The organism is Microbacterium sp. LWH12-1.2, from assembly GCF_040675825.1.
In the GTDB taxonomy this organism is placed as follows: Bacteria; Actinomycetota; Actinomycetes; order Actinomycetales; family Microbacteriaceae; genus Microbacterium.
The window spans coordinates 170,183-194,235 of sequence record NZ_JBEGIJ010000001.1; the positions used below are offsets into that span (position 1 = coordinate 170,183).

Below are 24,053 nucleotides of genomic sequence, written 5' to 3' on the forward strand. Positions count from 1 at the left end.
CCGGGGGTTCCCCGCACGGCGGTCGCGCCATAGGGTCGGAGCATGGCCTCCGAACGAGTGACCCTGACCGTCGCCGACCCCGATGGAGAACGCGAAGTCGCGCTCTCCAGCCCGAACCGACCGGTGTGGCCGGAACCCGGGATCACCAAGGCCGAGCTCGCCGAGTACGCCCAGCTGGTCGCGACTCCCTTTCTCGCCGCGAACGGCCACCGACCGGTCTCTCTGGAGCGCTTTCGCGCCGGGATCGACAGTGAGGGCTTCTTCTCGAAGAACCCGCCGAAGGGAACGCCCGATTACGTCGACGATGTCATGGTGACGTACAACAGCGGGCGGAAGCATCCGCAGATCGTCCTCACCCGGCCCTCAGCCATCGTCTGGGCTGTGCAGATGAACACCGTGGTCTTCCACCCCTGGGCGTCGCTGGCTTCGGATGCCGACAACCCCGTCGAGCTGCGCATCGACCTGGATCCGCAGCCGGGGACCGACTTCGCCGATGCCATCACCGCGGCCCACGCTCTGCGCGAGGTGCTGCGCGACGCCGGTCTGGAGGCCTTCATCAAGACCAGCGGCAACCGCGGGCTGCACGTGTTCGCTCCGATCGAGCCAGTGCACGAGTTCCTGATCGTCCGCCACGCCGTGATCGCCGCCGGACGCGAGCTCGAGCGCCGGATGCCTGAGCAGGTGACGATGAACTGGTGGAAGGAAGAGCGCGGCGAGCGGATCTTCGTCGACTTCAACCAGGCGAATCGCGATCGCACGATGGCCGGCGCCTACAGTCCGCGTGCTCTTCCCGGCGCGACCGTGTCGACCCCGGTGGAGTGGGAGGAGCTGGACGGCCTCGATCCGTCGCGGTTCACCGTGCGCAGCATCCCGCAGCGTCTCGCCGACGTCGGAGACCCCTGGGCGCACATGCAGGACAACCCGGGCCGGATCGATGTGCTGCTGGAGTGGTGGGAGCGCGACAAAGCCGACGGTCTCGGCGAGCTGCCGTTCCCGCCGGAGTTCCCGAAGATGCCGGGAGAGCCTCCTCGCGTGCAGCCCAGCAAGAAGGTCGCCGCGAACTGGGACGAGGACGGCACCAGGGCCGAAGCCTAACCGGGACCCACGTTCGGCTCACCTGATCCGGAGCGCCAGCTTTCCCACGTAGTGATCGCGCAGGGCCTGGTGGGCGCTGCGGACATCGTCCAGCGCGAACGTCTGGGCGACATGGACCTCGAAGTCGCTCGCATCGATGATCGCGTTCAGACGCGCGGCAGCCGTGCTGCTTCGGTCGCCGTCGTAGTGCGAGAGAGTCGCGCGCGGTGCTTCCGAGGGCAGAGGGTACACGCCGTGCGGCCAGGCGATCCGCCCTGATTCCTTGACCGCCTGCAACGCGCGCTCAGTGGTTTCGCCACCGACGGTGACGAGCGCGGCATCCAGCCCGCCCGGCGCGAAGGCGGCCGCCGCGGCCAGCACGTCGTCTGCGCGGCCGTCGACGACGGCATCGGCGCCGAGGTTCTCAGCCAGAGCGACGCCGTCATCGCCGGAGGCCACCGCCAGCACCCGAAGGCCGCGGTGTCGCGCCAGCTGAACGGCGAGATGTCCGATTCCTCCACTGGCACCGAAGACCATGAGCGCGGCGCCCGGCTGCAGGTCGAGAAGGTCGAGACCACTCAGCGCGGTCAGTGCGTCCCAGGCCATCGCGCCGGCCTGTTCGAACGGCATCCGGTCAGGCAGACGTGTCACATGCTCTTCCGCGACGACGCCGTACTCGGCGTAGAAACCACCGCGGGGGAGCGGAGTCGTCGCCGCGTAGACACGGTCGCCGACGGCGAACCGGGTGACGTTGCGTCCCACTGCCGCCACCGTTCCGGCCGCATCCCAGCCGAGCACGTACGGGAATCTCGACGGAAGGCCGAAAGCCCCCTCGAATTCGCCCTGTCGCTCGGCGGCATCCCAGGACCCGACTCCGGCGACATGCACGCGGATCAGGACATCGTCTTCGCCGACCTCCGGAACGGGGAGCAGGCGTGTCGTGAGTTCCTCCGCCCCGCCGAATCGGTCGAGGACGGCGGCTTTCATCATCGGGCTGACGGCCTGCTCATCGTTCATCGGAATCCGTGCTCCTCGGTTGCTTGATTGGATCAAGGAACAGTGAATCACGGATGCTTGATTGCATCAAGTATCTCGCCTACGCTGAGGTGATGGCACTGCCGAGCGGACCCACGCAGACATCGTCGGAGGCCGAAGCGATCCTGTTCGACCTGGTCGACGTGTACGACCGTGCCTACGGAGTCGCCGCGGCCGAGCTCTCGCTCAGCGCGGCGCAGGCCTGCGTTCTCGGGCGTCTCGGGGAGCGACGAGGCATGGGCGCTCTCGCCGCAGAGCTCGGATGCGATGCCTCCAACATGACCCAGATCGTCGGGCGCCTCGAGGCTCTCGATCTCGTGAGCCGCGAACCGAATCCCGTCGACCGCCGGGCACGGCTGGTCGCGCGTACCCCGCGTGGAGACGAGCTCAATCGTCGCTTCGAGGAGGCCTTCACCTTCGCTCGCGCGGCCGTCGGGCGCCTGAGCGTCGACGAACAGGAACAGCTCACCGCTCTGTTGCGCAAGGCGCTCGGTCAGGCGAGCACGTCGGCCAGGTCGTAGCCGGCGACGGTGTCGAGCTGCTCGTAGGTGCACGACCGCGCCTCGCGATCGGGGCGCCAGCGATCGAACTGCACGGTATGCCGGAACCGGGCGCCTTCGAGCTGGTCGTAGCGCACCTCGAGCACGCGCTCTGGGCGCAGGCGCACGAACGAGACGTCCTTCGCGCCGCTGAACCGGGAGCGCTCGCCGGCGCCGGTGATCGCCTCACCTTCGTCGTCGCGCTCGACCAGGGGCTCGAGCTCGGCGACGAGTTCCTGGCGCCGCGCATCGCTCCACGCCGCCACGCCGCCGACCTGGCGCAGGACCCCGTCGGAGTCGTAGAGGCCGACGAGGAGTGAGCCGACTCCGGATCCTGACTTGTGGACGCGGTAGCCGAGCGCGACCACATCGGCGGTGCGGGCGTGCTTGATCTTGACGAGTGTGCGCTTGCCCGGCGCGTACGGCTGGTCGAGCGGCTTCGCGACGACCCCGTCGAGTCCCGCGCCCTCGAACTCGGCGAGCCAGCGCACTGCCGCGTCGCGGTCGCGCGTGGTGCGGGTCAGATGCAGCGGATGATCGACGCCGGCCATGAGCTTCTCCAGCCGCGCCCGCCGCTCGTGGAACGGCGTGTCCAGCAGATCATCATCGCCCTCGGCGAGCAGATCGAAAGCCACGAACATCGCCGGCGTCTCGGTGGCGAGCCGGGTGATTCGTGACGCGGCGGGATGGATGCGCTGACTCAGCGCCTCCCAGTCCAGCCGCTGCGCCCCGCTCGCGCCGGTGGCGACCACGATCTCGCCATCGAGCAGGCACGGCCCAGGCAGAAGCCGGGAGACGGCGTCGACCAGCTCGGGGAAGTACCGGGTCAGCGGCTTCGCGCCGCGAGAACCGATCTCGACCGACTCTCCGTCCCATGCGACCAGCCCGCGGAAGCCGTCCCACTTCGGTTCGAACAGCAGGCCGCCGGGAGTCTTGACAGGATCCGGAACGGCCGCAGCCGCCTTCGCGAGCATCGGTGCGGGGATCAGGTAGCGCATGGCTCCATCCTGGTCTGGCGGAGCGAGCAGCGGTAGATCAGGCGAAGAGGTCGTCGAGTGAGACGGGAGTGCCGGCATCCGCCAGTGCCGTGCGTGCCGCGTGCCAGCCGGCCATGCCGTTGACCCCCGGGCCCGGCGGGGTGGATGCCGAGGCCAGATACACGCCGCGCATCGGCGTGCGCCACGGTGCCGACGACAGCGTGGGGCGGCGCACCATCTGCTGAACGGTGAAGTCGCCGCCCGAGATGTCCCCGCCGATCGTTGCGGGGTTGATCGCCTCGCGCTCGGACGCGCGCACCGCGTGGGTGGCCAGGATGCGATCACGGAAACCCGGTGCGAAGCGTTCGATCTGGCGCGTGATCGGCTCGGTGGGATCGAAGTCGGAGTTCGCGGGGACGTGCATGTAGGCCCAGAACACCGCCTTGCCCTCCGGCGCCCGGGTGGGGTCGAGCGTCGACGGCTGCACTGCGAGAACATACGGTCGTTCGGCGACGCGTCCTTGGGCGACCGCGTTCTCGCTGGCCCACGTCTCGGTGCGGGTGCCGCTCAGGTGTACGGTCGGCGCGTTCGCGACATCCGGATGCGCCCACGGCACCGGGCCGTCGAGAGCGAAGTCGACCTTCGCCGCCGCCGCGCCGTACCGATAGCGACGCAGCGCACGCGCGTACCCGGAGGGGAGACCGGGGAGCGTGAGCGCCAGGCGCGGCGAACCGTTGAGCAGCAGCAGATCTCCCTTCGCGGGGTCGCCCCAGTCGAGCGCCCCCAGATCGCGGATGTGCGCGTCGGTCTCGATCAGGCCGCCGTGGGCTTCGAGATCGACGCGGAGCGCGTCGGCGATCGCCTGGGCTCCGCCGCGCGGATACGGCCAACCACCGGCGTGTGCGAGGGCGGCGAGCAGCAGGCCGGCCCCAGCGGACGGCAGTGAGGGGAGTGCGGTGTTCCCATGGGCGACGACGCCGGAGAACAGCGCCGACGCCTCCTCGGTGCGGAAGAAGCGCTTCGCCACGGTGGATCCCTGATCGAGCGTCCGCAGGGCGAAGCGGGCGGCCGTGATCGGATGCCGCGGAACGCGGAGCAGAGACGAACCGGTGAAGTCGAGGACGCCGTCGATATGAGAACTCAGGGGCCGCAACAGGGTTCGCCACCTCTTCGCATCCGCCCCCAGGCCGTCGGCCGTGCGCTCGATGTCGCGCCAGGCGATCGCGGCGCGCCCGCCGTCGAGCGGATGCGCATACGCGGCGATGGGATTGATCCAGTCGAGGCGCCGGTCCAGGCCGAAGGCGCGGAAGAAAGGGGAGGAGTAGGCGCCAGGGTGCACGGCCGATCCGACGTCGTGCACGAAACCGGGGAGCGTCGATTGCGCGCTGCTCACGCCGCCGCCGATGCGCGCTCCCGCCTCGAGTACGCGCACCTGGTAGCCGGCGCGGGCCAGCGTCACGGCTGCCGCGAGGCCGTTCGGTCCCGAGCCGATGATCGTCGCACGTGCCATGAAGCGAGTCTTTCATGTCTCGAATCGGCACCTTATTGCCCGCTTCGAGCGGAAGTGGTATCCGTGGGCCGCAGCAGGTGAGATCCTGGAGAGGATGAATGAAGTTCAGGGGCCAACCCCCGCAGGCACGTCCCGTCCGTACAAGTCCCTTCCGGAAGCGCTTCGCGCGCACCGGATCGCCGTCGAGGACTACGAGTACATCTCCGCAGTCCTCAATCAGGTCGGCATCACCAGCCTCATCGACCGAGGCCGTTACATCGAGGCGATTCGTCGCGGTGAAGGTGCAGCTCTGCACATCGGCAAGACCTACACCAACGGGTTCACCGAGGATGAGCAGATCGTCGTTGGCTCGCGTCCGGCGCTGCTGCAGCCGAGCGAGGGGCGTCCGCCGTACTTCTATCTGACGCACCCGAGCCAGATCGCCAGCAACACGCCGCCGGCCCGCGCGAAGCACCCGTCGCGTCCGCGCACGGCGACTCCCCGCACCGCGACGGCCGGTTCCGAGCGCATGACGCCGCTGATCGAGCGCGACTACGGCGTCTGCGACGTCTGCTTCATGGTGCGCGGCGCCGCCGGTAACTGCGGCTGCAACTGATCCCGCGAGCTGGGGCGGGCGCGGAACTCAGACGAACGCGCTCATCCCGGTGATGTCGCGGCCGAGCAGCAGTGCCTGCACGCTTTCCGTGCCCTCGTAGGTGTGGATGGCCTCGATGTCGGCCATGTGCTGCATGACGCCGTTCTCGAGCAAGATGCCGTTGCCGCCGAGCAGGTCGCGCGCGAGCGAGGCGATCCGGCGGGCGGCGCGGGTGTTGTGGAACTTCGCCAGTGAGGCCTGGGTCGGCCGCAGCGCGCCGGCGGTCTCGAGGTCGGCGAGGCGGCGGCAGTACAACTGCATCGCGGTGAGGTCCTCCAGCATGTGCGTCAGGCGTTCCTGCACCATCTGAAACTTCGCCAGCGGCTTGCCGAACTGCACCCGCTGAGTCGAGTAGGCGAGCGCGGCCTCGTAGCAGGCTGTGGCGTGGCCGAGCGCAGACCAGGCGACACCGGACCGGGTCGCGTAGAGCACGGTCGAGGCATCCCGGAAACTCTTCGTCCCGGGGAGGACGGCGTCGAGCGGGACGCGCACGTCATCGAAGAGGATGTGCGCCTGGTGGATTGCGCGCAGCGAGCCCTTTCCGCGGATCGGCGTGCCGATGTACCCGGGGGTGTCCTGTTCGACGAGGAAGCAGCGCACCGCGCCGTGCTCTGCGGCGCCCTCGTCGTCGACGCGCGCCCACACGAAGGTGACGCCGCCGGACGAGCCGTTGCCGATCCACTTCTTCGCACCGCGGATGACCCACGTGTCGCCGTCGCGTCGGGCGACGGTCTCCAGGGACACCGAGTCCGAGCCGTGGTCCGGCTCGGTCAGCGCGAACGAGCCGAACACGGAGCCGTCGGCCATACCCGTCAGCCACTTCTCCTGCTGCTCCGGTGACCCGAACAGCGCGAGAGTGCGCAATGCGAGCCCGCCCTGCACGGCGAGCACGGTGCCCAGCGAACCATCGCCGCGCGAGATCTCCATGTTCACGAGACCGGCGGCCAACGGTGAGAGCCGGGTGAGCGACGGATGCTCGATGCCGTCGACGACGAGATCCATCTCGCCCATGCGGCGGGCAGCATCGAGCGGGTATTCGGCACGATCCCAGGCATCCGCCATCTGCGGGCCGACCTCGTCGATGTACGCCTTCGCGCGATCCCACGCGACGCGATCATCTGCGGGGATGTCGCTGAAGACGGCGTAGTAGTCGCTGTCGAGGCGCGAGGTCGTGTCGTAGCTCTCGACGCTCTGGCCGGGGAAGGAGAGGGCTTCATCGCTCATAGTGCCGCCACTCTACTCCTCGCGGCATTGAGTTTCGTATACCCAGGCACTCAGTTCCACCCCGAGAGGTGGTGGTTCAAGCCTGGACCCGGGTGTCGGCTCAGCCCAGCTCTTCGCGCAGCCGCCGAGAGATCTCGGCCACCGGCATCGATCGCGGGAACACGGCGACGACGACGTCATCGGGGGCCGACGCGGACGCCTCAGGGCCGACGCCGTAACGGCGACGGGCATCGGCGAGCGCATTCTGCAGGGTCGCGATCGGAACGCGTTTCGTGTCGCGGAGAAGTTGGCGCAGCACATGATTGTGCACGGCGGTCACGAGGGCCGAGTACCCGACGGCATCCAGCGGATCGATGCCGGGCAGCGAACTGCGCAGGTACTCGTCGAACAGCCGCTCGTAGCGGAACACGGTGATGATCTCCCGGCCGCGCAGCACGGGCACGTCTCGCACGATCTGGTATCGACGGCGCGCCATCTCCGGGTCGCGGGCGAAGTGCGCGAAGACCCGCTCCGACGCCTCGCACACGGCTGTCCACGGATCGTTGTGGCCTTCGGCGAGGAAGGCGCGGACTTCTTCGAGGAGCACTTCGTGGTCGGCGAAGACGACATCCTCCTTGCCGCCGAACTGACGGAAGAACGTCGAGCGGGAGACGCCGGCGGCTTTCGCGATCTGCTCCACGGAGGTCTGGTCGTACCCCTGCTGCTGGAACAGTTCGAGCGCTGCGGCGACGACGGCGGAGCGCGGTTCTGCGGAGTCATGCATAGCGAGAAGCCTAGACCTGCGGCAGCACAGCGACGAGAGTCATGACGACGACCGTCCGGCGGGGCGTTCAGCCAGTAGTAGGCTGGTTTCTCGGGTCGATTCATCGATCGGCAACCGACATTCTGTCGCGTCCCACCCGCCGCAACCAGCGAAGGACTGCACGTGGATCTCTACGAGTACCAGGCACGAGACCTTTTCGAGAAGTACGGGGTGCCGGTTCTCGCCGGTATCGTCGCGGACACTCCCGAGGAGGTGAAAGCGGCTGCCGAGAAGATCGGCGGTGTCGTCGTCGTCAAGGCCCAGGTCAAGACCGGCGGTCGAGGCAAGGCCGGCGGCGTCAAGGTCGCCAAGACTCCCGATGAGGCATACGAGGCTGCGAAGGCGATCCTCGGCCTCGACATCAAGGGCCACGTCGTCAAGCGCGTCATGGTCGCCCAGGGCGCGGCCATCGCAGAGGAGTTCTACTTCTCGGTGCTGCTCGATCGTGCGAACCGCTCCTACCTGAGCCTGTGCTCGGTCGAGGGCGGCATGGAGATCGAGGTGCTCGCCGTCGAGAAGCCCGAGGCGCTCGCCCGTGTCGAGGTGAACCCGCTGACGGGGATCGACAAGGCGAAGGCCGTCGAGATCGCTCGCGCCGCGAACTTCCCGGAAGACCTCATCGAGAAGGTCTCCGACGTCTTCGTGAAGCTCTACGAGGTTTACAAGGGCGAAGACGCCACTCTCGTCGAGGTCAACCCGCTCGTGCGCACCGAAGACGGTCAGATCATCGCCCTCGACGGCAAGGTCACGCTCGACGAGAACGCCTCGGAGATCCGCCACCCCGAGCACGAAGCGCTCGAGGACAAGGACGCCGCAGACCCGCTCGAGGCCAAGGCCAAGCAGAGCGGCCTCAACTACGTGAAGCTCGACGGCGAGGTCGGCATCATCGGCAACGGCGCAGGGCTCGTCATGTCCACGCTCGACGTCGTCGCCTACGCCGGTGAGAACCACAACGGCGTCAAGCCCGCGAACTTCCTCGACATCGGCGGCGGCGCCAACGCGCAGATCATGGCCGCCGGTCTCGATGTCATTCTCGGGGACCCGCAGGTCAAGAGCGTGTTCGTCAACGTGTTCGGCGGAATCACCTCGTGCGTCGCCGTCGCGGACGGCATCGTGAAGGCGCTCGAGATCCTGGGCGACGCTGCGACCAAGCCTCTGGTCGTCCGCCTGGACGGCAACCAGGTCGAGGAGGGGCGCGCGATCCTCGCGCAGGCGAACCACCCGCTCGTCACCGTCGCCGCCACCATGGACGAGGGCGCCGACAAGGCCGCCGAGCTCGCCAACGCCTGACGCCCAAGAGACTCAAGGACTGAAGAAATGTCGATCTACCTCAACAAGGACTCCAAGGTCATCGTCCAGGGCATCACCGGCGGCGAGGGCACCAAGCACACGGCGCTCATGCTCAAGGCGGGCACGAACATCGTCGGCGGCGTGAACGCACGCAAGGCCGGTACCACCGTCACCCACGAGAAGCCGCACGAGGGCGAAGTGGACCTCCCCGTCTTCGGCTCGGTCGCCGAGGCGATGAAGGAGACCGGCGCCGACGTGTCGATCGCCTTCGTTCCCGGCGCGTTCACCAAGGACGCGATGATCGAGGCCATCGACGCCGAGATCCCGCTGCTCGTCGTCATCACCGAGGGTGTTCCCGTCGGTGACGCGGCCGAGGCGTGGGCGTACGCCCAGAGCAAGGGCAACAAGACCCGCATCATCGGACCGAACTGCCCCGGCATCATCACCCCGGGTGAGGCGCTCGTCGGTATCACCCCGGCGAACATCACCGGCAAGGGACCGATCGGCCTCGTGTCGAAGTCGGGCACCCTGACCTACCAGATGATGTTCGAGCTGCGCGACCTGGGCTTCTCCACGGCCATCGGCATCGGGGGAGACCCTGTCATCGGCACGACGCACATCGATGCGCTCGCCGCTTTCGAAGCCGACCCCGAGACCAAGGCGATCGTCATGATCGGCGAGATCGGTGGCGACGCCGAGGAGCGGGCCGCGGACTACATCAAGGCGCACGTCACCAAGCCGGTCGTCGGCTACGTCGCGGGCTTCACCGCTCCCGAGGGCAAGACCATGGGCCACGCCGGCGCCATCGTCTCCGGCTCGGCCGGTACCGCTCAGGCGAAGAAGGAGGCCCTCGAGGCCGCCGGAGTCAAGGTCGGCAAGACGCCGAGCGAGACCGCTGACCTGATGCGCAAGATCATCGAGGCGCTCTAGCAGCACCTTTCAGAAGGCCCCGGGCTTCGGCTCGGGGCCTTCTGCGTGCGCGGTCGGCGGGCACTCTCGACGTTGCGGAAACAAACCTGAGGGTGATTTTTCGGGTTGCCTAACTTCGTGGTAGCGTTCCTCTGTTAGCGCGCACATTCGGCGCGCACAGGTCGCTGGGGCCTTTCTACGACAATTCTGGGGAGAGTATCTTGACGCATTTCCGCGCGCCCGCGCACACCACATCCGGTGACGGCATCAACCGTCGAACGGTCATCAAAGCAGCTGCCTGGTCGATGCCGGTGATCGCCGTCGCAGTCGCCACTCCGTTGGCTTCCGCATCCACCACCACGCCGTCGGAGTGCGTCGTCGTCCCGGTCGGTGGATTCCAGGTATTCGGCGGAACCCTCAGCAGCAACGGGTCGGTGGGGTCGTCTCCGACCTCTGACGGCAACTTCGGCACTGGGTGGACGCCCGCCAAGGCGCCGACGGGTGACGCGGTCAACGGGTTCGTGCAGACCGATTTCGCGGTCGCGCCGACGCCCGCCAGCTGGTGGGGCGGCGGCGGCGAGGTCAACGAACCCGGGTTCATGTCGCTCGACGATCACGACAACACCGACGGAGCCGCACAGACTCCGGTGACGGTGGCACTGCAGTTCGCGGTCGACGTGACTGCGGGGACCACGTACCAGTTCATGCTGCCGATCTACACCGCGGCGGGACACCTCGGCACGCAGCATCTGGACGTCTCGATCGCCGGTGCCGGTGTGGTCCTTCCCGGCGCTGTTCAGGGCTACGTGGGCAACAAGGCCATCTCCGTCGACAACGCCGCGCTTTCCTCGTACCCGGCTTTCGCCGCTTCGCAGACGCCCACCGTCTCGTTCACGCCGACATCGAGCGGGACTGTCGTCTTCTCGTACACGTTCACCCTCGCGTACGTGACCGGCGGGGCGCGTCAGAACGCGGACATGCTCGTGCAGGCCCCGCAGCTGCTCGGCTGCTTCTGACCAGACGGCATCCGTCCAGTCGGACGGTATGATCGTAGAGAAGGCCCCGGACTCCACTCTGGGGCCTTCTTCATGCCCGGGCTCGCGTTCACGCGGGGATGATCGAGTCCAGGATCAGATCGAGAGATCGGTGGGCGTGCGTGCGCGCTGCATCGTCTGCCGGGTGCTCGGAGAGCCACAGCGCCAGTTCGTTCATGGCGCCGGAGAGCGCTGCGGTCATCGCGCCGAGCAGGCGGGGCTCGATCCCGACCTCCCTCAGGCCGTCGCGCAGGTGCATCACGGCGCCCTCGGCATCCGTGCGTCGCCATTCCGCCCAGCTGAGCACGGCCGGTCCTTCGACGAGCAGAACGCGGGCGGCCGCGCCACGGGTGATCGCATCGAGGAAGGCATGACTGCCGGAGCGAAGGGCGGCGTCCGCATCCTGCCCATCCGTCGCGGCGATGATGGCGTCGGCGATCAGCTGCTGCTGAGCTGCCGCGACGGCCGCGAACAGGCCGGGCTTCGATGCGTAGTGATGATAGACAGCACCGCGGGTGACGCCGGCGGCGCGGGCGATGTCGTCGACCGATGCCGCGGCGGCTCCGTATTCGGCGAAATGCGCGGTTGCCGCTTCGAGGATCCTGCGGGCGGTCTCGGCGGCTTCGGCGGCGGATGCTCGAGGCATGAGGGTTCCTTTACGTGCGATGTGTATGTATTCTAGACGAAAGATACAAACAGTGTGTACGTAAAGGAGAGTCATGGAGATCACGAGCTTCTACCCGGTGCTGATGGTGGACGATGTTGCGACGGCGTCACGGTTCTACCGCGAGGTGCTCGGCTTCGAGACGACGTTCGAAGCCGACTGGTACGTGAGTCTGCGCTTCGGCGGCGGCGAACTGGCGATCCTCGATCGCAGCCACGAGACGATTCCGGACGGCTTCCGCGAGCCTGTGCGGGGACTCCTGTTGAACGTCGAGGTGCCGGATGCTGCCGCGGAGCACGCACGCATGGTGGGCGATCTCGGCCTCGCCGAGCGGCTTCCGCTGCGCGATGAAGCATTCGGGCAGCGTCACTTCATCGTCGAGGCGCCGGGTGGCGTGCTCATCGACGTCATCGAACCGATCGAGCCGTCTCCCGAGTTCGCCGCCGCCTTCGCCTGAGCTCGTCGTCGGAATGTCTGCGGCTCAGAGTGAGGGTTCCGCGCTGAGCCGCTGCCACATCTTGGCGATGTGACGGACGTCCGTGCCGCAGCAACCGCCGATCACCCGCACAGCCGGGAGGCGATCCAGTAGCTCGACCGTGCAGGCGGCGAGGTCTTCGGGATCGCCCTCGTGAAGCCGATCCGAGTCATCCAGTTCCGCGTGCGAGAGCCGTGAGGCGTTCGGGCGGATGCCGATGATCCGGCCCGCCACGGTGGGGCCGACCGCGCGGCCGAGATGCTCCGGGTGCGCGCAGTTCAGCAGATATCCGTCGGGCGGCGCGGTCGCATCGACGCGATGGATCACGTCCTCCAACGTGCTCCCCGAAGCGAGCCGCCCATCGGTCTCGACGGTGAAGGATATCTCCACCGGCATCCCCGCTTCTCGCGCGGCGCGGACGATACCGATGGCCTCGGCAGGATCCGTGAGTGTGTACGCCGCGATGACGTGCACTCCGGCCTCGCTGAGCGCGCCCACCTGTGCCCGGTGGTAGGTCAGGGCGTCGTCGGCTCCTGTCACCGTGTCCCAGGAACCGGACTCGTAGCCGTCGCCCCGTGGCCCGATCGTGCCGACCAGGCGGACCTCGGGCAGGTCTCTGAACTCCGCCGCGAGCTCGTGGAGCAGGCGCACCGCATCGATGTTCACCCGACGAAGCGCGGCGGCATCGTAGCCCAGCCGCGGCCCCCAGTCCTGGCTCGCCCGCCACGTGGCCGACTCGAGTCGGAGACTTACGCCGTGCGCGCGGGCGACCTCGCCGTAGCCACGGTAGTAGTCGCGCAGGAGCGTCCGGCCGGGCCCGTCGTCGATCAGGACGAAGGCGGCGAAGTCGGGCAGGTCGACGTCGTGATGGAAGATCAGGTCGGTCTCGAGGCCGCCATCGGTGACATAGCGGGCTCCGCGGGCCACATCGGGTGCGGACATCGGTTCACCTTCTCCTCACTGCCTCCGGTCTAGCAGAGCGTCGCGGGCCGCGCCAGAGGTCCGCTGAGGGGGGCGAATCGCGGTGACCGTGTGTGATGAACGCGAGAGGGACGGATGCCGCAGCATCCGCCCCTCCCATCGTCGATCCGCAGATCAGATGCCGACGCCGAACAGCGCCTCGATCGGGCCCCTGGCGAAGAAGATGAGGAATCCGGCCGCCACGCCCCAGAGCAGCGGGCTGATGCTCTTCGCCTTGCCGGAGAAGGCGTGGATGAGCACCCAGCTGACGAAGCCTGCGCCGATGCCGTTCGCGATCGAGTAGGTCAGCGGCATCACGGTGACGGTGAGGAACACCGGCAGCAGCACGCGGAACTCCGAGAAGTCGATGAAGCGGATCTGTGCCATCATCATCGCTCCGACGATGACGAGGGCAGCGGCGGCGATCTCGGTCGGGACGATCGAGGTCAGCGGCGTGAGGAACATCGCGATCAGGAAGATGACGCCGGTGACGACGTTCGCCAAACCGGTGCGCGCGCCTTCGCCGATGCCGGAGCCGGACTCGATGAACACGGTGCTCGATGACGACGAGGTCGCACCACCCGCGATCGCACCGAGGCCCTCGACCACCAGCGCCGACTTGATGCGCGGGAAGTCGCCGTGCTCATCGGCGAGGTCGGCCTCCTTGGCGAGGCCGGTCATGGTGCCCATGGCGTCGAAGAAGTTCGTGAAGAGCAGTGTGAACACGATCATCACGATGGCGACCAGGCTGACCTTGCCGAGGTCGAAGGTGAAGTCGACGGCGCCGACGAGGCTGAGGTCGGGAAAGCTCACCGGTGAGCCGTTGAGCGCGGGGACCGTGAGGCCCCAGCCGCCGGGGTTGACGACGTTGCCCTCGTCGTCGAAGGCGCGCGGGCCGATGTGCCAGATCGCTTCGACGATGACGGCGAGCACCGTGCCGCCGATGAGGCCGATCAGCATGCCGCCCTTGATGCGGAGGGCGACGAGGATGCCGGTGAGGATGAGTGTGATCACGAAGAGCAGGCTGGGGATCGTCGCGACCGAGCCGTCCACGCCGAGGCCGACGGGCGGCGACGAGGTGCCGGTCGCCGTGACGAACCCGGAATTGACGAAGCCGATGAACGCGATGAACAGGCCGATGCCGACGGTGATGGCGATCTTGAGCTGGAACGGCACCGCGTCGAAGATCGCCTTGCGCAGGCCGGTGGCTGCCAGCAGCACGATGACCAGGCCGTTGATCATGACCAGCGCCATGGCCTCGGGCCAGGTGACCTGCCCGACCACCGAGAACGCCACGAAGGCGTTGATGCCGAGCCCCGCCGCGAATGCGAAGGGGAGGCGCGTCACCACACCGAACAGGATGGTCATCACGCCGGCCGTGAGCGCCGTCGCTGCGCCCACGGCGTTGAAGTCCAGCATGTTCCCGGCGACGTCGGGCTTGCCGGACAGGATGATCGGGTTCAGGATCACGATGTAGGCCATCGTGACGAACGTCACCAGTCCGCCTCGGATCTCGGTGCCGATCGTCGAGCCGCGTCTGCTGATCTCGAAGAATCGGTCGAGGGCGTTCGCGGGCTCGGCGGGAGCGTGGGCGGTGGGCGGGGCAGTTGTCATCGGGGAACCTCCGCTGATGACGTTATCGTGTGGCGCACGACGCGCGCGCCCACAGGAGGAGCAGGGGTTCTCGTCGTAGTCTCGAATCGATATGCAACGCCTTCTCGTCGCGCTCCTGGCCGCCGTCGACGCTGCCATTGCGGCAGGCGTCGGTCTTGCCGTGCTCCTGGCGCCGCTGACCCTGCTGTGGACGATTGCCTTCGGCGTCACGGCCGACTGGGGTGCGCTCTGGCCGCTCACCGGCACGCTCTGGCAGTTCGGGCACGGCGTTCCGCTGGACATCACCGTGCCGAAGGACGTGATCGTCGCGGTCGGCATCGCCCAGGAGGCAGCTTCCTTCGCGTTGTCGGTCACCCCGCTGGCTTTCCTCCTCTTCACGTTGCTGTTCGCGGCGCGCTCGGGAGCACGTGCGGCGCGGTCGGGGGCATGGCTGCTGGGATCGTTGTCGGGGACGGCGGCCTTCGCCCTCATCGCGACCGGTGTCGCCCTCACCTCTCGGCTGGATGCGGCAGAGACTTCGCTGCTGCTCTCGATCCTGCTGCCCTCGGCGGTGTACCTCGCCGGTGCTCTCGCCGGTGCGCTCCGCGTGGTCTGGGACGACGGCGACGGCGGGCTCCTGGACCGCCTGCATGACATCTTCGATTCCTGGGGCGACTGGGGCGCCGTACCTGCGGCCGCGGTGCGTGGGGCGGCTTTCGCCGTGGTCGCGATCACGGGCGCATCGGCGCTGGGCGTCGCGGTGATGGTGATGCTGCGTGGCGGAGAGGTCGTCGCACTGTTCGAGGCGGCCCGAGTCGACCTCCTCGGCGTGGCGGTGCTCGCCCTCGGACACCTCGCCTATCTGCCCACCCTGATCGTCTGGGCGGCGTCCTGGCTGGCGGGCCCGGGGTTCTCGGTCGGGCTCGGAACCGCTGTGTCGCCGGCAGGCACGCAGCTCGGGGTCGTCCCCGGCATCCCGGTGCTGGGTCTGCTTCCGGAGAACGGCTCGATCTGGATGCTCGTCGTGGTGATCGTGCCGATCGCTGCCGGTGCCGTCGCCGGCTGGGCCGTGAGATCCCGACTGGTCTGGGAAGGCACGCCGCTGCGCACCGGACCGCGGGCGGCGATCGCCGCAGGTATCGCGGCACTGTCCGCCGGAGTCGCCGCGGTGGCCGCCGTGCTGGCCGGCGGTTCGATGGGGCCGGGGCGGCTGGCCGACGCCGGTCCCGCGGTCGGTCCCTTCGCGCTGGCGATCGGGGTCGAGGTGCTGATCGGTGCGGCCATCCTGCTGCTTTCGCCCCGGCATCGGGACGAACTGGCGGAGGAGCGCACCGACCGCTGGATGGCGGAGACCGCGGCATCCGAAGCGGCGATCGGCGGGGATTCCACAGCGGTCGGCGCTGTCCAGGTCGATGCCGCGCACGAAACCGTCCCGCTGGATGACATCCGCGACGCGTTCAAGGGCCCTGGGTTCGACCCGAAACCGTGAAAGCTGCGTGCAGCTTGCATGACCATCGCACGGATGCATGACCGGATGCGACGAAATGGACAACGATTCGTCGTCCGGCCATGCACGTGGGACGGCCGGACGACCGGTATTCCGAACGGACGCCCGGTCCCGCCCCGGTAGACTGGGCAGGTGCTCACGGTCGCCGTTCTCATCTCGGGCACCGGCTCGAACCTTCGTGCCCTCCTCGAGGCTGCTCGTCACCCCGATTTCCCGGCCCGGGTCGTCGTCGTCGGTGCCGATCGCGAAGCCGACGGGCTCGCGAACGCCGAAGAGTTCGGCATCCCGAGCTTCACCGTTCCCTGGCACGAGCACGAGAGTCGCGAGGCCTGGGGTGAGGAGCTCGGACGCCAGCTCGCTGTCTGGACGCCGGATCTCGTCGTTCTCAGCGGACTGATGCGCCTGCTGCCGTCGGCTCTCGTCGCCGAGTACTCGCCGCGCCTGATCAACACGCATCCGGCGTACCTCCCCGAGTTCCCGGGTGCGCACGGCGTCCGCGATGCGCTCGCCGCAGGCGTGACCGAAACCGGCGCCAGCGTCATCGTCGTCGACGACGGGATCGACTCCGGTCCGATCCTCGCGCAGGAGCGCGTGCCGATCCTCGCGGGTGACACGGAGCACAGCCTGCACGACCGCATCAAGCCTGTCGAACGCCGCCTCCTCATCGACGTCATCCGTCGCGTCGCCACCGGCGAGCTTCCGCTGAGCCCAGCATCCTCGATCATTCCCTGACCACCCCTCGCACGTCCCCACGCTGAAGGAGCCCTCCATGGCCGGCCCCCGTCACGACCCCTCGCTGTACCGCGATCGCGATGCGGTGCCGATCAGGCGTGCGCTCATCTCGGTGAGCGACAAGACCGACCTGCTGGTGCTCGCCGCCGCTCTCGCCGAGACCGGCGCCGAGATCGTCTCGACCGGCTCGACGGCAGCCGCGATCCGCGAGGCGGGATACGACGTCACCGATGTCTCGACAGTCACCGGCGTTCCCGAGATGCTGGACGGCCGCGTGAAGACGCTGCACCCGGCCGTGCACGCGGGGCTCCTTGCGGACCTGCGTCTGGAAGATCACGAGGGGCAGCTCGAGAACCTCGGTATCGAGCCGTTCGAACTGGTCGTCGTGAACCTGTACCCGTTCGTGGAGACGGTCGCATCGGGTGCCGTCGGCGATGTCGTGGTCGAGCAGATCGACATCGGTGGACCCGCCATGGTGCGCGCGTCCGCGAAGAACCATGCCAACGTCGCGATCGTCGTCTCACCGGCGTCGTACTCGGCCGTCATCGACGCGATTCGCTCGGGCGGAACGACCCACGCGCAGCGACGTGAGCTCGCCGCTCGCGCCTTCGCGCACACCGCGGCGTACGACACGGCCGTCGCGTCGTGGTTCGCCGAGGGCACACTGAACGAACCCGGCGACCTGCCGGCGCACCTCACGATCCAGGCGGAGCGCCTCGCCACCCTGCGCTATGGCGAGAACTCGCATCAGCGCGCGGCCATCTACTCGCGCGTCGGTGGCCACGGCATCGCCCAGGCCACGCAGCTGCAGGGCAAGGAGATGTCGTACAACAACTACGTCGACGCCGATGCGGCGCTGCGCGCCGCGTATGACATGGTGCTGCCCACGGTCGCGATCATCAAGCACGCGAACCCGTGCGGCATCGCGACGACGGCACCGAACGCGCTCGACCCGATCGCGAGTGCGCACCTGCGCGCGCACGAGTGCGACCCGGTCTCGGCGTACGGCGGAGTGATCGCTGCCAACGGCACCGTCACCCTGAAGATGGCGGAGAACCTCAAGGACATCTTCACCGAGGTCATCGTGGCGCCGGCGTTCGAACCGGCCGCTCTCGAGGTCTTCAAGGCGAAGAAGAACCTGCGCCTGCTGCAGCTGCCTGAGGACTGGCAGCAGGAGCGGATGGACGTCCGTCTCGTCTCCGGTGGTCTGCTGCTCCAGGACGCCGACCGGTTCCCGGACGACATCTGGTCGGTCGCGAAGAACTGGGAGCTGGTGTCGGGTGAGCGGCCCAGCGAGGAGGAGATGGAGAATCTCATCTTCGCGTGGAAGGCCTGTCGCGCCGTGAAGTCGAACGCGATCGTCCTCGCGCGCGGAAACGCCACCGTGGGCGTGGGAATGGGGCAGGTCAACCGGGTCGACTCCTGCCGTCTGGCGGTCGAGCGCGCGGGCGATCGGGCGGCTGGTTCGGTGGCGGCATCCGACGCGTTCTTCCCGTTCGCCGACGGTGCGCAGGTGCTCATCGACGCGGGGATCTCGGCGATCGTCCAGCCCGGTGGTTCGGTGCGCGATGAAGAGGTCGTGGATGCCGCTCGCAAGGCCGGCGTGACGATGTTCTTCACGGGGGAGCGTCACTTCTTCCACTGAGGGGGGCGGAGTCTGCGCCTCGGTGAGCTCGCCGAGGCGCGCCGTTGCTGAGCGCATCAACTCGTTCGCTGAGTTGGTCCCAGGTTCGCTGAGCGTGCCGCAGTGCGCGATCAGACGCGGGTGCGGGTGGGCGTGTGGAGGGTGGCGCGTGGGGTGCGCCATCGCTGGGTGGGGTCCCACCATGCGGGTCCGCGGATCTGTGGGATGCCGCCGATCATGCGGATCTCCCATCCGGATCTGTCGAGGGTGCGATGGTGATGCCAGCACAAAGGCACCCCGTTGTCGGTATGGGTGGGTCCGCCGCGGGCGTGTTCGGTCACGTGGTGGATCTCGCACCAGGAGGCCGGGACGTGGCAGCCCGGGATGAGGCATTCCTTGTCGCGGAGCACGATCGCGCGGCGTTGATGGACGGTGAAGACCCGGTCGGTGACGCTGATGCCGATGATGCGGCCCTCATCGAACAGGACCCGTTGGATCGTGCCGGTGCAGGCGGTGTGGGCGGCGACGGATGCCGAGACCGGAGCGTCAACGCCGGGGATGGTCGCCCAACCGGCCGCGAATCCCGCTCCGGTTCCGGTGTCGGTGTCGGCGATGAGGCCCGCGTCGGCGTTGGCGTTGTTGACTGATCCACGCCCAGCCCCGGTGCCCGCGGCGAAGTCTGAAGCGTCGATGTGCACGACCAAGGTCGGTGCCGCACCACCCAAACTGGGCATCTCGTCGTGTCGGGCCGCGATGCCCAGTGCTGCGGCGAGGGCGTCGTGCTGCTTCTGGGCGCGGGTGCGGGGGTCGATCACGTTCCGCGGGTCCGAGTTGAACGGATCCGTGCCAGCCTCGCCGTCACTGGCGCCGTCGATCTCGTCGGAAGGGCGGAACGTCACGCCGAGGTCTGCGGGTCCGTCGGTTTTCGGGTTCAGTTGGGCGTCGAAGATCAGCTGCATCTGGGCGTAGACCTCGGGCAGCATGTTCCCGCGGACCGGGTAGGTGCCGTTGCGGAGCCTCCCGACGGTGAACGACCGGGACTGCGATGCCTCCGCCTCCGACGGCGCGGACCCGTCCGGATCCAGATACAGGGCGATCAATTGCGCGAACTGCTTCAGATCTTCTGGCGTCGCCTGCGGCGCCACATCAGCGGGCACAGCATCGGCATCCGCCCGCTCGCCGAAGTCGGCATCGGCATCGGCATCAGCGAGGACGTACCCGCGGGCCTGGCCGGCGAGTTCCGCATCCGCCCGCAACCGATCAGCCGCACCGATCCGAACCCCCGCCCGCTCGATCGGACCGACAGCGGCGAGCAGCCCAGCGATCCCGATCGTCCCCTCGAGCATCGAGCCGCGCAACGACGGCCACTGGGCCGGCAGTCGTGCGCCGGAGGTGAGTTCGACATCTCGGTGCACCATGTCCGCGGCCTTCACGACCCGGGCAGCCCCCGGCGCGTCGACACGCAGCACCCGCTGCAAGAGCTCGTTCATGTTCCGGCATCCGAAGTCTTCCGGGAACCCGGGTTCTGCTCCGGCCGTCGTCTCGACCACGACCGCCTCGATGCGGCGGAACGCCTCACCGGCGATACGAAGAACATGCATCCGGTCGGCATCCGACAGCGCCCCGAGAGCATCCGCACCCAGCACCCGATCCAGGTCGGAAACGACCTGATCGAGGAGAGGTGCGGGGTTGTTCATACCTCTATTCTGCCGAGGGCCACTGACATTGAGGCCCCGAAAAGAGCCGATCAGAGAAACTTTTTCGACTTTCTCGGAGTCGTGCTGATCATGACGCGTTTCGTCTCGCTTCGCTCGCTCAACGACCAGGAGAGACAACGCGTTCGTCTCGCGGAGACCCGCACTGAGCGAGCGCCAGCGAGCCGAAGTGTCGCTCAACGTCCGAATGAGAGGGGGCGCGTTTCGCTCGCGGAGACCCGCACTGAGCGAGCGCCAGCGAGTCGAGATATCGCTCCCCGACCGAACGAGCTCTCAACCCGGGCCGCCCGGATGAGCGAGATCGTAGGCGCGAGCGAGCTTGTTCGGGACGACCATTCGCCACGCATCGACGACGAGTTCGCGAGCCTCCGCAGGTTCCAGCGCTGCCAGTTCCGCGTGCACCCAGTTGAATCGCAGGTCCGACGTCGACGGCATCTGGAACTTGCGCGGATCTCCTCCGACCAGCGCCTCGCGCTCCTCCTTCGGAAACGCGAACCCCATCACGCTCTCGTCGAGGGAGAACGCGACGTACACGAGCTGACCGACGCGGAACTTCAATCTTCCGCGTACGCGCACCGGGTAGGAACGCTCCAACTCGGTGCCCAGAGCCCGCACGTCTTCGATCGCCGCCATGCTCAGACCGCACGACCCGACTTCGGGGGAAGTCTCACGGTACCCGCGTCCAGGTTCCGAGGAGCCCGGGCTCCGCATTGAAGAAGTCGAGGGTCATCGAGGTGGCGGCGCCGCCGGCGATCGTGAACACCGCCGAAGACAGCGATCCCGCCGGTGCGTTCTCGCCGAGCGGTATGAAAGCGAAGGTGTCGCCGTCCCAGGGGTCGAGCTGCGCGGTGGAACCGCCGTCGGGCCCCACGGCGAGTGTGAGCATGCCGTCCTCCTCGGAGACGACCGCTGCGCCGTAGTAGTCGTTGGCGTACGTGCCGGCGTACGCGGACAGGGGCTGGGCCGGCGCAGGATTCGCGGGCGGGGTCTCGCCGGTGAGATCGCCGGCGGGTTGGTGATACCCCGCCATGGCCTGCCCGTAGTCACCCAGCCAGTCGCGCGTGCTGTAGCCGAACTGCACCAGGTCGACGAACTCGGCGGCAATCGCCTCCGGAACGCCGATCGGAGCGCCGTTGGTCAGCACCACGATCCCGAGGTCTGCCGACGGCAACATCTGAACGTTCGTCGCTGCACCGAGGATGAAGGCTCCGGAGTGGCTCAGGGTCACCCGGCCGCTCGGCTGCATCCCCACCCCGAAGCCGTAGCCGTACTGGCCTGCGCGCTGGTCCAGCGCGTGCGGTGGTGCCGAGACGTTCTGCGGACTGAGGGCGGGCAGCAGCGCCGCTTCTGCGATCAGCTCCGCACCCGCATAGGTACCACCGGCGAGGACGAGTCGCATCCATTGAGCCAAGTCGTTCACGCTCGACGAGACACCGCCGGCAGGCGACTGCGCATCGGGGTCGCGTTCGAAGCGCGGTTCGAATTCGCCTTCGCCCACCATGGCGTGCAGGCTGGCGCGGTTGTCCTGCGCGAGAAAATCCTCATACCGCGAACTGGTGGCCTCCATCCCCAGCGGGTCGTAGAGCTGTTCCTCGGAGAGCGTCGCCCAGTCGGTGCCGGCGGCCGTGGCGACCGCCTCCGCGCCGACCGTGATGCCGAAGTTCGCGTAGGCGTAGCTCGCGCGGAACGGGGCGAGGGGCTGCAGTGCGAGGTGATCGAGCACGTAGGTGCGGTCGTATCCGATGTCCTCCAGCAGATCTCCGGCGGCGAACGGCAACCCGGTGCGATGCGCGTAGAAGTCGCCGATGGTCGCGTGCTCGGTGATCCACGGATCCGCCAGCGCGAATCCGGGCAGGGACTGAGCGACCGGACTCGTCCAGTCCACAACACCTTGCGACACCTGCGTCGCAACGACCGTCGCACCCACCGGTTTCGACAGCGACGCGATCTGGAACACCGTGTCGGCATCGACCTCGGCGTCCTCGCCCTTCTTCCGCACGCCGTAGCCCTCGGCGAAGACCGTCTCGTCGCCGTGCACGACCGACACGGCGATGCCCGGCACGCCGCTTCGCTCCATGGCCGATCTCACGACGTCGGGCAGCTTCTTGATCGCGGCGTCGATGCTGCCATCGGGAAGGGCGAGAACATCCTGGTTGGGCGAGGCCCCGATCTCGACCTTCGTCTTCTGGCTCTCCGGCGCAGTGCACCCGGCGAGGACGGTGACAGCGACCGCCACAGAGGCGGCGACGATGACGGAGGATCTGCGCATGATTGCACCTTCTTCAGCGGTCATTGCTTGGGAGCGGGGACGAAAGTGTTGCCCAGAGCCTCGGAGATGCTCACGAACATCCGTGTCGCGGGGCTGGAACACACCTCACCCGTCGGGTTGTCGAGGAGTGTCGGTGACTGCGCGCAGTCCCCGGACGCGATATCGCTGTTGGTCATCGTGATCACGGTGCTGTCGCTGGACGTGTCGTAGAAGACGGAGCTGTTGAATCCCGGCAGCTCTCCGGCGTGACCGACCCAACCGCTGCTGCATCCCATCCCGAGGCCGTATCCGGCGGCGCCCGGGAATGAGGTGAGTCGCTCGATCTGCGTCTCGGCATCCAGGAGGCCTTGTCCCGTCCCCAGCGCGCGGGCATAGACGAGCATGTCCTGCCCGTTCGAGATCAACTGACCGGCCGTCCACCCCCAGGAGGGGTTCCACTCGGTCGTGTCCGTGGGGTTCTCCGGAGTGGCAGTGGGGGACTGGAGGGTGTACCCGCGCGGATGCGGCTCGGGGAACGCAGCGGACGAACCAGGATCCGACGTGGCAGACAACCCGAGCGGGTCGAAGATCCGCTCGGCGAACACGCTCGCGACGTCCTGACCGGTCACCTGCTCGATGACCTGGCCGAGGAGCACCGTGTTGGTGTTGGAGTAATCGAACTCCGCGCCCGGTTCGAACAGTGGCGGGAGTGAGGTGCCGATGTCGACGAGCTCCTGCGGATTCCACACGCGGTCCGGTTCGTTCATGAACGTCTGCAGCCAGGTTTCATCGAACGTGTAACTGGCGACCCCGCTGGTCATGTCGGACAGCTGACGCAGGGTGACGAGGTCGCCGTTGGGAACCCCGTCGATGTACGTGCCGATGGGATCGTCGAGGGTGAGCAACCCCTCTTCGGCGAGCTGCAGCACCACGGTCACTGTGAAGGTCTTGGTGACGGAACCGACGCGCTGATACATATCCGTCGCCATCGGTGCGCCGGTCGTCGGGTCGGCCATGCCGTACGCCTTGCTGAACGTGCCCTCGGGAGTCTGCACGAACACGATCGCGCCGGGAGCTGCGGCCAGTGCGAAGGATGCCGTCGCTGCAGCGTCGATCTCGGAAGCCAGATCCGTGGGCATCGGATCGGTCGCGGTCTTCGGCAGACGAGCGGAGACGACGGCTTCGGGATCGACGACACAGGTCGATTCGCGTTGTGCTGTGAAGCCCGCTTGCGGAGTCGCCGTCGGGGTGGTGGGCGCCGGGCCGGAACAGCCGGAGACGAGCAGCGCCGCTCCTGCGCCCAGAGCGGCAAGGCATCGAGATCCGCGCATGATGCTCCTTCTCCCCGAGAGCGGACAAGCGCCCTCCGATTTCTCAAGTATCGCGCGCGCGCCATCGCAGGACCAGGGACTCCTGTCCGCAGTTCGTGCGGACCGGTGCGACGGTTCTCTCCGGTGCCCGGAGTCCGACGTCACCGCGATGTCCGATTTCCGCCAGCCGGCGTCGG

The 24,053-nt window shown here is 68.0% G+C and carries 22 protein-coding genes; 10 read left to right on the forward strand and 12 right to left on the reverse strand.

Annotated elements, in window-relative coordinates; translation table 11 throughout:
* Positions 1–42: 42 nt before the first annotated feature.
* Entirely contained in the window at positions 43–1,095 is a 1,053-nt protein-coding gene (gene ligD / locus MRBLWH12_RS00765; protein WP_341975635.1) for a non-homologous end-joining DNA ligase, read from the forward strand.
* A gap of 18 nt (positions 1,096–1,113) precedes the next feature.
* On the opposite strand, the gene MRBLWH12_RS00770 is transcribed toward ligD, so the two are convergent.
* A complete protein-coding gene (locus MRBLWH12_RS00770) occupies positions 1,114–2,091 on the reverse strand; it encodes an NADP-dependent oxidoreductase (RefSeq protein ID WP_363544998.1) in 978 nt (325 codons plus the stop codon).
* A gap of 92 nt (positions 2,092–2,183) precedes the next feature.
* Here MRBLWH12_RS00770 and MRBLWH12_RS00775 point away from each other — a divergent pair, with 92 nt between their 5' ends.
* Positions 2,184–2,630: a MarR family winged helix-turn-helix transcriptional regulator gene (locus MRBLWH12_RS00775; RefSeq protein WP_363545001.1), complete on the forward strand. Its 447-nt coding sequence runs from the start codon at positions 2,184–2,186 to the stop codon at positions 2,628–2,630.
* Here the strand turns inward: MRBLWH12_RS00775 and MRBLWH12_RS00780 are convergent.
* Both MRBLWH12_RS00780 and MRBLWH12_RS00785 read right to left on the reverse strand, forming a co-directional pair.
* On the reverse strand, positions 2,603–3,646 hold the full coding sequence (locus MRBLWH12_RS00780; protein WP_363545004.1) for an ATP-dependent DNA ligase: 1,044 nt from the start codon (positions 3,644–3,646) through the stop codon (positions 2,603–2,605). The genes MRBLWH12_RS00775 and MRBLWH12_RS00780 overlap by 28 nt on opposite strands.
* Before the next feature lie 37 nt (positions 3,647–3,683).
* A complete protein-coding gene (locus tag MRBLWH12_RS00785; RefSeq protein ID WP_363545007.1) occupies positions 3,684–5,135 on the reverse strand; it encodes a phytoene desaturase family protein in 1,452 nt (483 codons plus the stop codon).
* Positions 5,136–5,229: 94 nt separating this feature from the next.
* On the opposite strand from MRBLWH12_RS00785, the gene MRBLWH12_RS00790 reads away from it, so the two are divergent.
* The gene (locus tag MRBLWH12_RS00790; RefSeq protein WP_341975630.1) at positions 5,230–5,730 is read left to right on the forward strand and encodes a hypothetical protein; all 501 of its coding nucleotides are present in this window, start codon (positions 5,230–5,232) and stop codon (positions 5,728–5,730) included.
* Positions 5,731–5,757: 27 nt separating this feature from the next.
* Here the strand turns inward: MRBLWH12_RS00790 and MRBLWH12_RS00795 are convergent, their stop codons facing one another.
* Complete coding sequence (locus tag MRBLWH12_RS00795) at positions 5,758–6,993, reverse strand: acyl-CoA dehydrogenase family protein (protein ID WP_363545010.1); 1,236 nt, start codon at positions 6,991–6,993, stop codon at positions 5,758–5,760.
* Positions 6,994–7,093: 100 nt separating this feature from the next.
* Positions 7,094–7,756, reverse strand: a complete 663-nt coding sequence (locus MRBLWH12_RS00800; RefSeq protein WP_363545013.1) for a TetR/AcrR family transcriptional regulator — start codon at positions 7,754–7,756, stop codon at positions 7,094–7,096.
* A gap of 162 nt (positions 7,757–7,918) precedes the next feature.
* Between MRBLWH12_RS00800 and sucC the strand changes: the two genes are divergently transcribed.
* From sucC to MRBLWH12_RS00815, 3 genes are all read left to right on the forward strand, one after another.
* Positions 7,919–9,085, forward strand: a complete 1,167-nt coding sequence (gene sucC, locus MRBLWH12_RS00805) for an ADP-forming succinate--CoA ligase subunit beta (RefSeq protein ID WP_341975627.1) — start codon at positions 7,919–7,921, stop codon at positions 9,083–9,085.
* A 27-nt stretch (positions 9,086–9,112) separates the two neighbouring features.
* Positions 9,113–10,015: a succinate--CoA ligase subunit alpha gene (gene sucD / locus MRBLWH12_RS00810; protein WP_341975626.1), complete on the forward strand. Its 903-nt coding sequence runs from the start codon at positions 9,113–9,115 to the stop codon at positions 10,013–10,015.
* A 200-nt stretch (positions 10,016–10,215) separates the two neighbouring features.
* Positions 10,216–11,010: a hypothetical protein gene (locus tag MRBLWH12_RS00815; protein WP_363545017.1), complete on the forward strand. Its 795-nt coding sequence runs from the start codon at positions 10,216–10,218 to the stop codon at positions 11,008–11,010.
* Positions 11,011–11,098: 88 nt separating this feature from the next.
* Here the strand turns inward: MRBLWH12_RS00815 and MRBLWH12_RS00820 are convergent, their stop codons facing one another.
* Positions 11,099–11,674, reverse strand: a complete 576-nt coding sequence (locus tag MRBLWH12_RS00820; RefSeq protein ID WP_363545020.1) for a TetR/AcrR family transcriptional regulator — start codon at positions 11,672–11,674, stop codon at positions 11,099–11,101.
* Positions 11,675–11,747: 73 nt separating this feature from the next.
* Here MRBLWH12_RS00820 and MRBLWH12_RS00825 point away from each other — a divergent pair, with 73 nt between their 5' ends.
* Positions 11,748–12,149: a VOC family protein gene (locus MRBLWH12_RS00825; RefSeq protein ID WP_363545023.1), complete on the forward strand. Its 402-nt coding sequence runs from the start codon at positions 11,748–11,750 to the stop codon at positions 12,147–12,149.
* A gap of 24 nt (positions 12,150–12,173) precedes the next feature.
* Here the strand turns inward: MRBLWH12_RS00825 and MRBLWH12_RS00830 are convergent, their stop codons facing one another.
* Complete coding sequence (locus MRBLWH12_RS00830; RefSeq protein ID WP_363545026.1) at positions 12,174–13,109, reverse strand: homocysteine S-methyltransferase family protein; 936 nt, start codon at positions 13,107–13,109, stop codon at positions 12,174–12,176.
* A gap of 153 nt (positions 13,110–13,262) precedes the next feature.
* The gene (locus tag MRBLWH12_RS00835) at positions 13,263–14,741 is read right to left on the reverse strand and encodes an NCS2 family permease (RefSeq protein ID WP_363545028.1); all 1,479 of its coding nucleotides are present in this window, start codon (positions 14,739–14,741) and stop codon (positions 13,263–13,265) included.
* 91 nt (positions 14,742–14,832) lie between these two features.
* On the opposite strand from MRBLWH12_RS00835, the gene MRBLWH12_RS00840 reads away from it, so the two are divergent.
* The 3 genes from MRBLWH12_RS00840 (at position 14,833) to purH (ending at position 18,604) form a co-directional block, all read left to right on the forward strand.
* Complete coding sequence (locus MRBLWH12_RS00840) at positions 14,833–16,209, forward strand: DUF6350 family protein (RefSeq protein WP_363545031.1); 1,377 nt, start codon at positions 14,833–14,835, stop codon at positions 16,207–16,209.
* A gap of 150 nt (positions 16,210–16,359) precedes the next feature.
* Complete coding sequence (gene purN / locus MRBLWH12_RS00845) at positions 16,360–16,959, forward strand: phosphoribosylglycinamide formyltransferase (protein ID WP_363545033.1); 600 nt, start codon at positions 16,360–16,362, stop codon at positions 16,957–16,959.
* Positions 16,960–16,996: 37 nt separating this feature from the next.
* Entirely contained in the window at positions 16,997–18,604 is a 1,608-nt protein-coding gene (purH, locus tag MRBLWH12_RS00850; RefSeq protein ID WP_363545035.1) for a bifunctional phosphoribosylaminoimidazolecarboxamide formyltransferase/IMP cyclohydrolase, read from the forward strand.
* Positions 18,605–18,714: 110 nt separating this feature from the next.
* Here the strand turns inward: purH and MRBLWH12_RS00855 are convergent, their stop codons facing one another.
* From MRBLWH12_RS00855 to MRBLWH12_RS00870, 4 genes are all read right to left on the reverse strand, one after another.
* Entirely contained in the window at positions 18,715–20,280 is a 1,566-nt protein-coding gene (locus tag MRBLWH12_RS00855; RefSeq protein ID WP_363545037.1) for an HNH endonuclease signature motif containing protein, read from the reverse strand.
* A gap of 291 nt (positions 20,281–20,571) precedes the next feature.
* The gene (locus tag MRBLWH12_RS00860) at positions 20,572–20,931 is read right to left on the reverse strand and encodes an MmcQ/YjbR family DNA-binding protein (RefSeq protein ID WP_363545040.1); all 360 of its coding nucleotides are present in this window, start codon (positions 20,929–20,931) and stop codon (positions 20,572–20,574) included.
* Positions 20,932–20,965: 34 nt separating this feature from the next.
* Positions 20,966–22,567, reverse strand: coding sequence for a serine hydrolase (locus MRBLWH12_RS00865; protein ID WP_363545042.1), 1,602 nt, complete (start codon positions 22,565–22,567; stop codon positions 20,966–20,968).
* A 20-nt stretch (positions 22,568–22,587) separates the two neighbouring features.
* Entirely contained in the window at positions 22,588–23,877 is a 1,290-nt protein-coding gene (locus MRBLWH12_RS00870; protein ID WP_363545045.1) for a serine hydrolase domain-containing protein, read from the reverse strand.
* Positions 23,878–24,053: the final 176 nt, after the last annotated feature.

Excerpts from the sequence above, each read along its gene's own strand:
- MRBLWH12_RS00870 (WP_363545045.1), bottom strand. The coding sequence starts at position 23,877 with ATGCGCGGATCTCGATGCCTTGCCGCTCTGGGCGCAGGAGCGGCGCTG.
- purH (WP_363545035.1), top strand. The coding sequence starts at position 16,997 with ATGGCCGGCCCCCGTCACGACCCCTCGCTGTACCGCGATCGCGATGCG.
- MRBLWH12_RS00780 (WP_363545004.1), bottom strand. The coding sequence starts at position 3,646 with ATGCGCTACCTGATCCCCGCACCGATGCTCGCGAAGGCGGCTGCGGCC.
- MRBLWH12_RS00825 (WP_363545023.1), top strand. The coding sequence starts at position 11,748 with ATGGAGATCACGAGCTTCTACCCGGTGCTGATGGTGGACGATGTTGCG.
- MRBLWH12_RS00795 (WP_363545010.1), bottom strand. The coding sequence starts at position 6,993 with ATGAGCGATGAAGCCCTCTCCTTCCCCGGCCAGAGCGTCGAGAGCTAC.
- sucD (WP_341975626.1), top strand. The coding sequence starts at position 9,113 with ATGTCGATCTACCTCAACAAGGACTCCAAGGTCATCGTCCAGGGCATC.
- MRBLWH12_RS00835 (WP_363545028.1), bottom strand. The coding sequence starts at position 14,741 with ATGACAACTGCCCCGCCCACCGCCCACGCTCCCGCCGAGCCCGCGAAC.
- MRBLWH12_RS00790 (WP_341975630.1), top strand. The coding sequence starts at position 5,230 with ATGAATGAAGTTCAGGGGCCAACCCCCGCAGGCACGTCCCGTCCGTAC.
- MRBLWH12_RS00785 (WP_363545007.1), bottom strand. The coding sequence starts at position 5,135 with ATGGCACGTGCGACGATCATCGGCTCGGGACCGAACGGCCTCGCGGCA.
- ligD (WP_341975635.1), top strand. The coding sequence starts at position 43 with ATGGCCTCCGAACGAGTGACCCTGACCGTCGCCGACCCCGATGGAGAA.
- MRBLWH12_RS00830 (WP_363545026.1), bottom strand. The coding sequence starts at position 13,109 with ATGTCCGCACCCGATGTGGCCCGCGGAGCCCGCTATGTCACCGATGGC.
- MRBLWH12_RS00800 (WP_363545013.1), bottom strand. The coding sequence starts at position 7,756 with ATGCATGACTCCGCAGAACCGCGCTCCGCCGTCGTCGCCGCAGCGCTC.
- MRBLWH12_RS00860 (WP_363545040.1), bottom strand. The coding sequence starts at position 20,931 with ATGGCGGCGATCGAAGACGTGCGGGCTCTGGGCACCGAGTTGGAGCGT.
- MRBLWH12_RS00770 (WP_363544998.1), bottom strand. The coding sequence starts at position 2,091 with ATGAACGATGAGCAGGCCGTCAGCCCGATGATGAAAGCCGCCGTCCTC.
- MRBLWH12_RS00855 (WP_363545037.1), bottom strand. The coding sequence starts at position 20,280 with ATGAACAACCCCGCACCTCTCCTCGATCAGGTCGTTTCCGACCTGGAT.
- MRBLWH12_RS00865 (WP_363545042.1), bottom strand. The coding sequence starts at position 22,567 with ATGCGCAGATCCTCCGTCATCGTCGCCGCCTCTGTGGCGGTCGCTGTC.
- MRBLWH12_RS00820 (WP_363545020.1), bottom strand. The coding sequence starts at position 11,674 with ATGCCTCGAGCATCCGCCGCCGAAGCCGCCGAGACCGCCCGCAGGATC.
- MRBLWH12_RS00840 (WP_363545031.1), top strand. The coding sequence starts at position 14,833 with ATGCAACGCCTTCTCGTCGCGCTCCTGGCCGCCGTCGACGCTGCCATT.
- MRBLWH12_RS00775 (WP_363545001.1), top strand. The coding sequence starts at position 2,184 with ATGGCACTGCCGAGCGGACCCACGCAGACATCGTCGGAGGCCGAAGCG.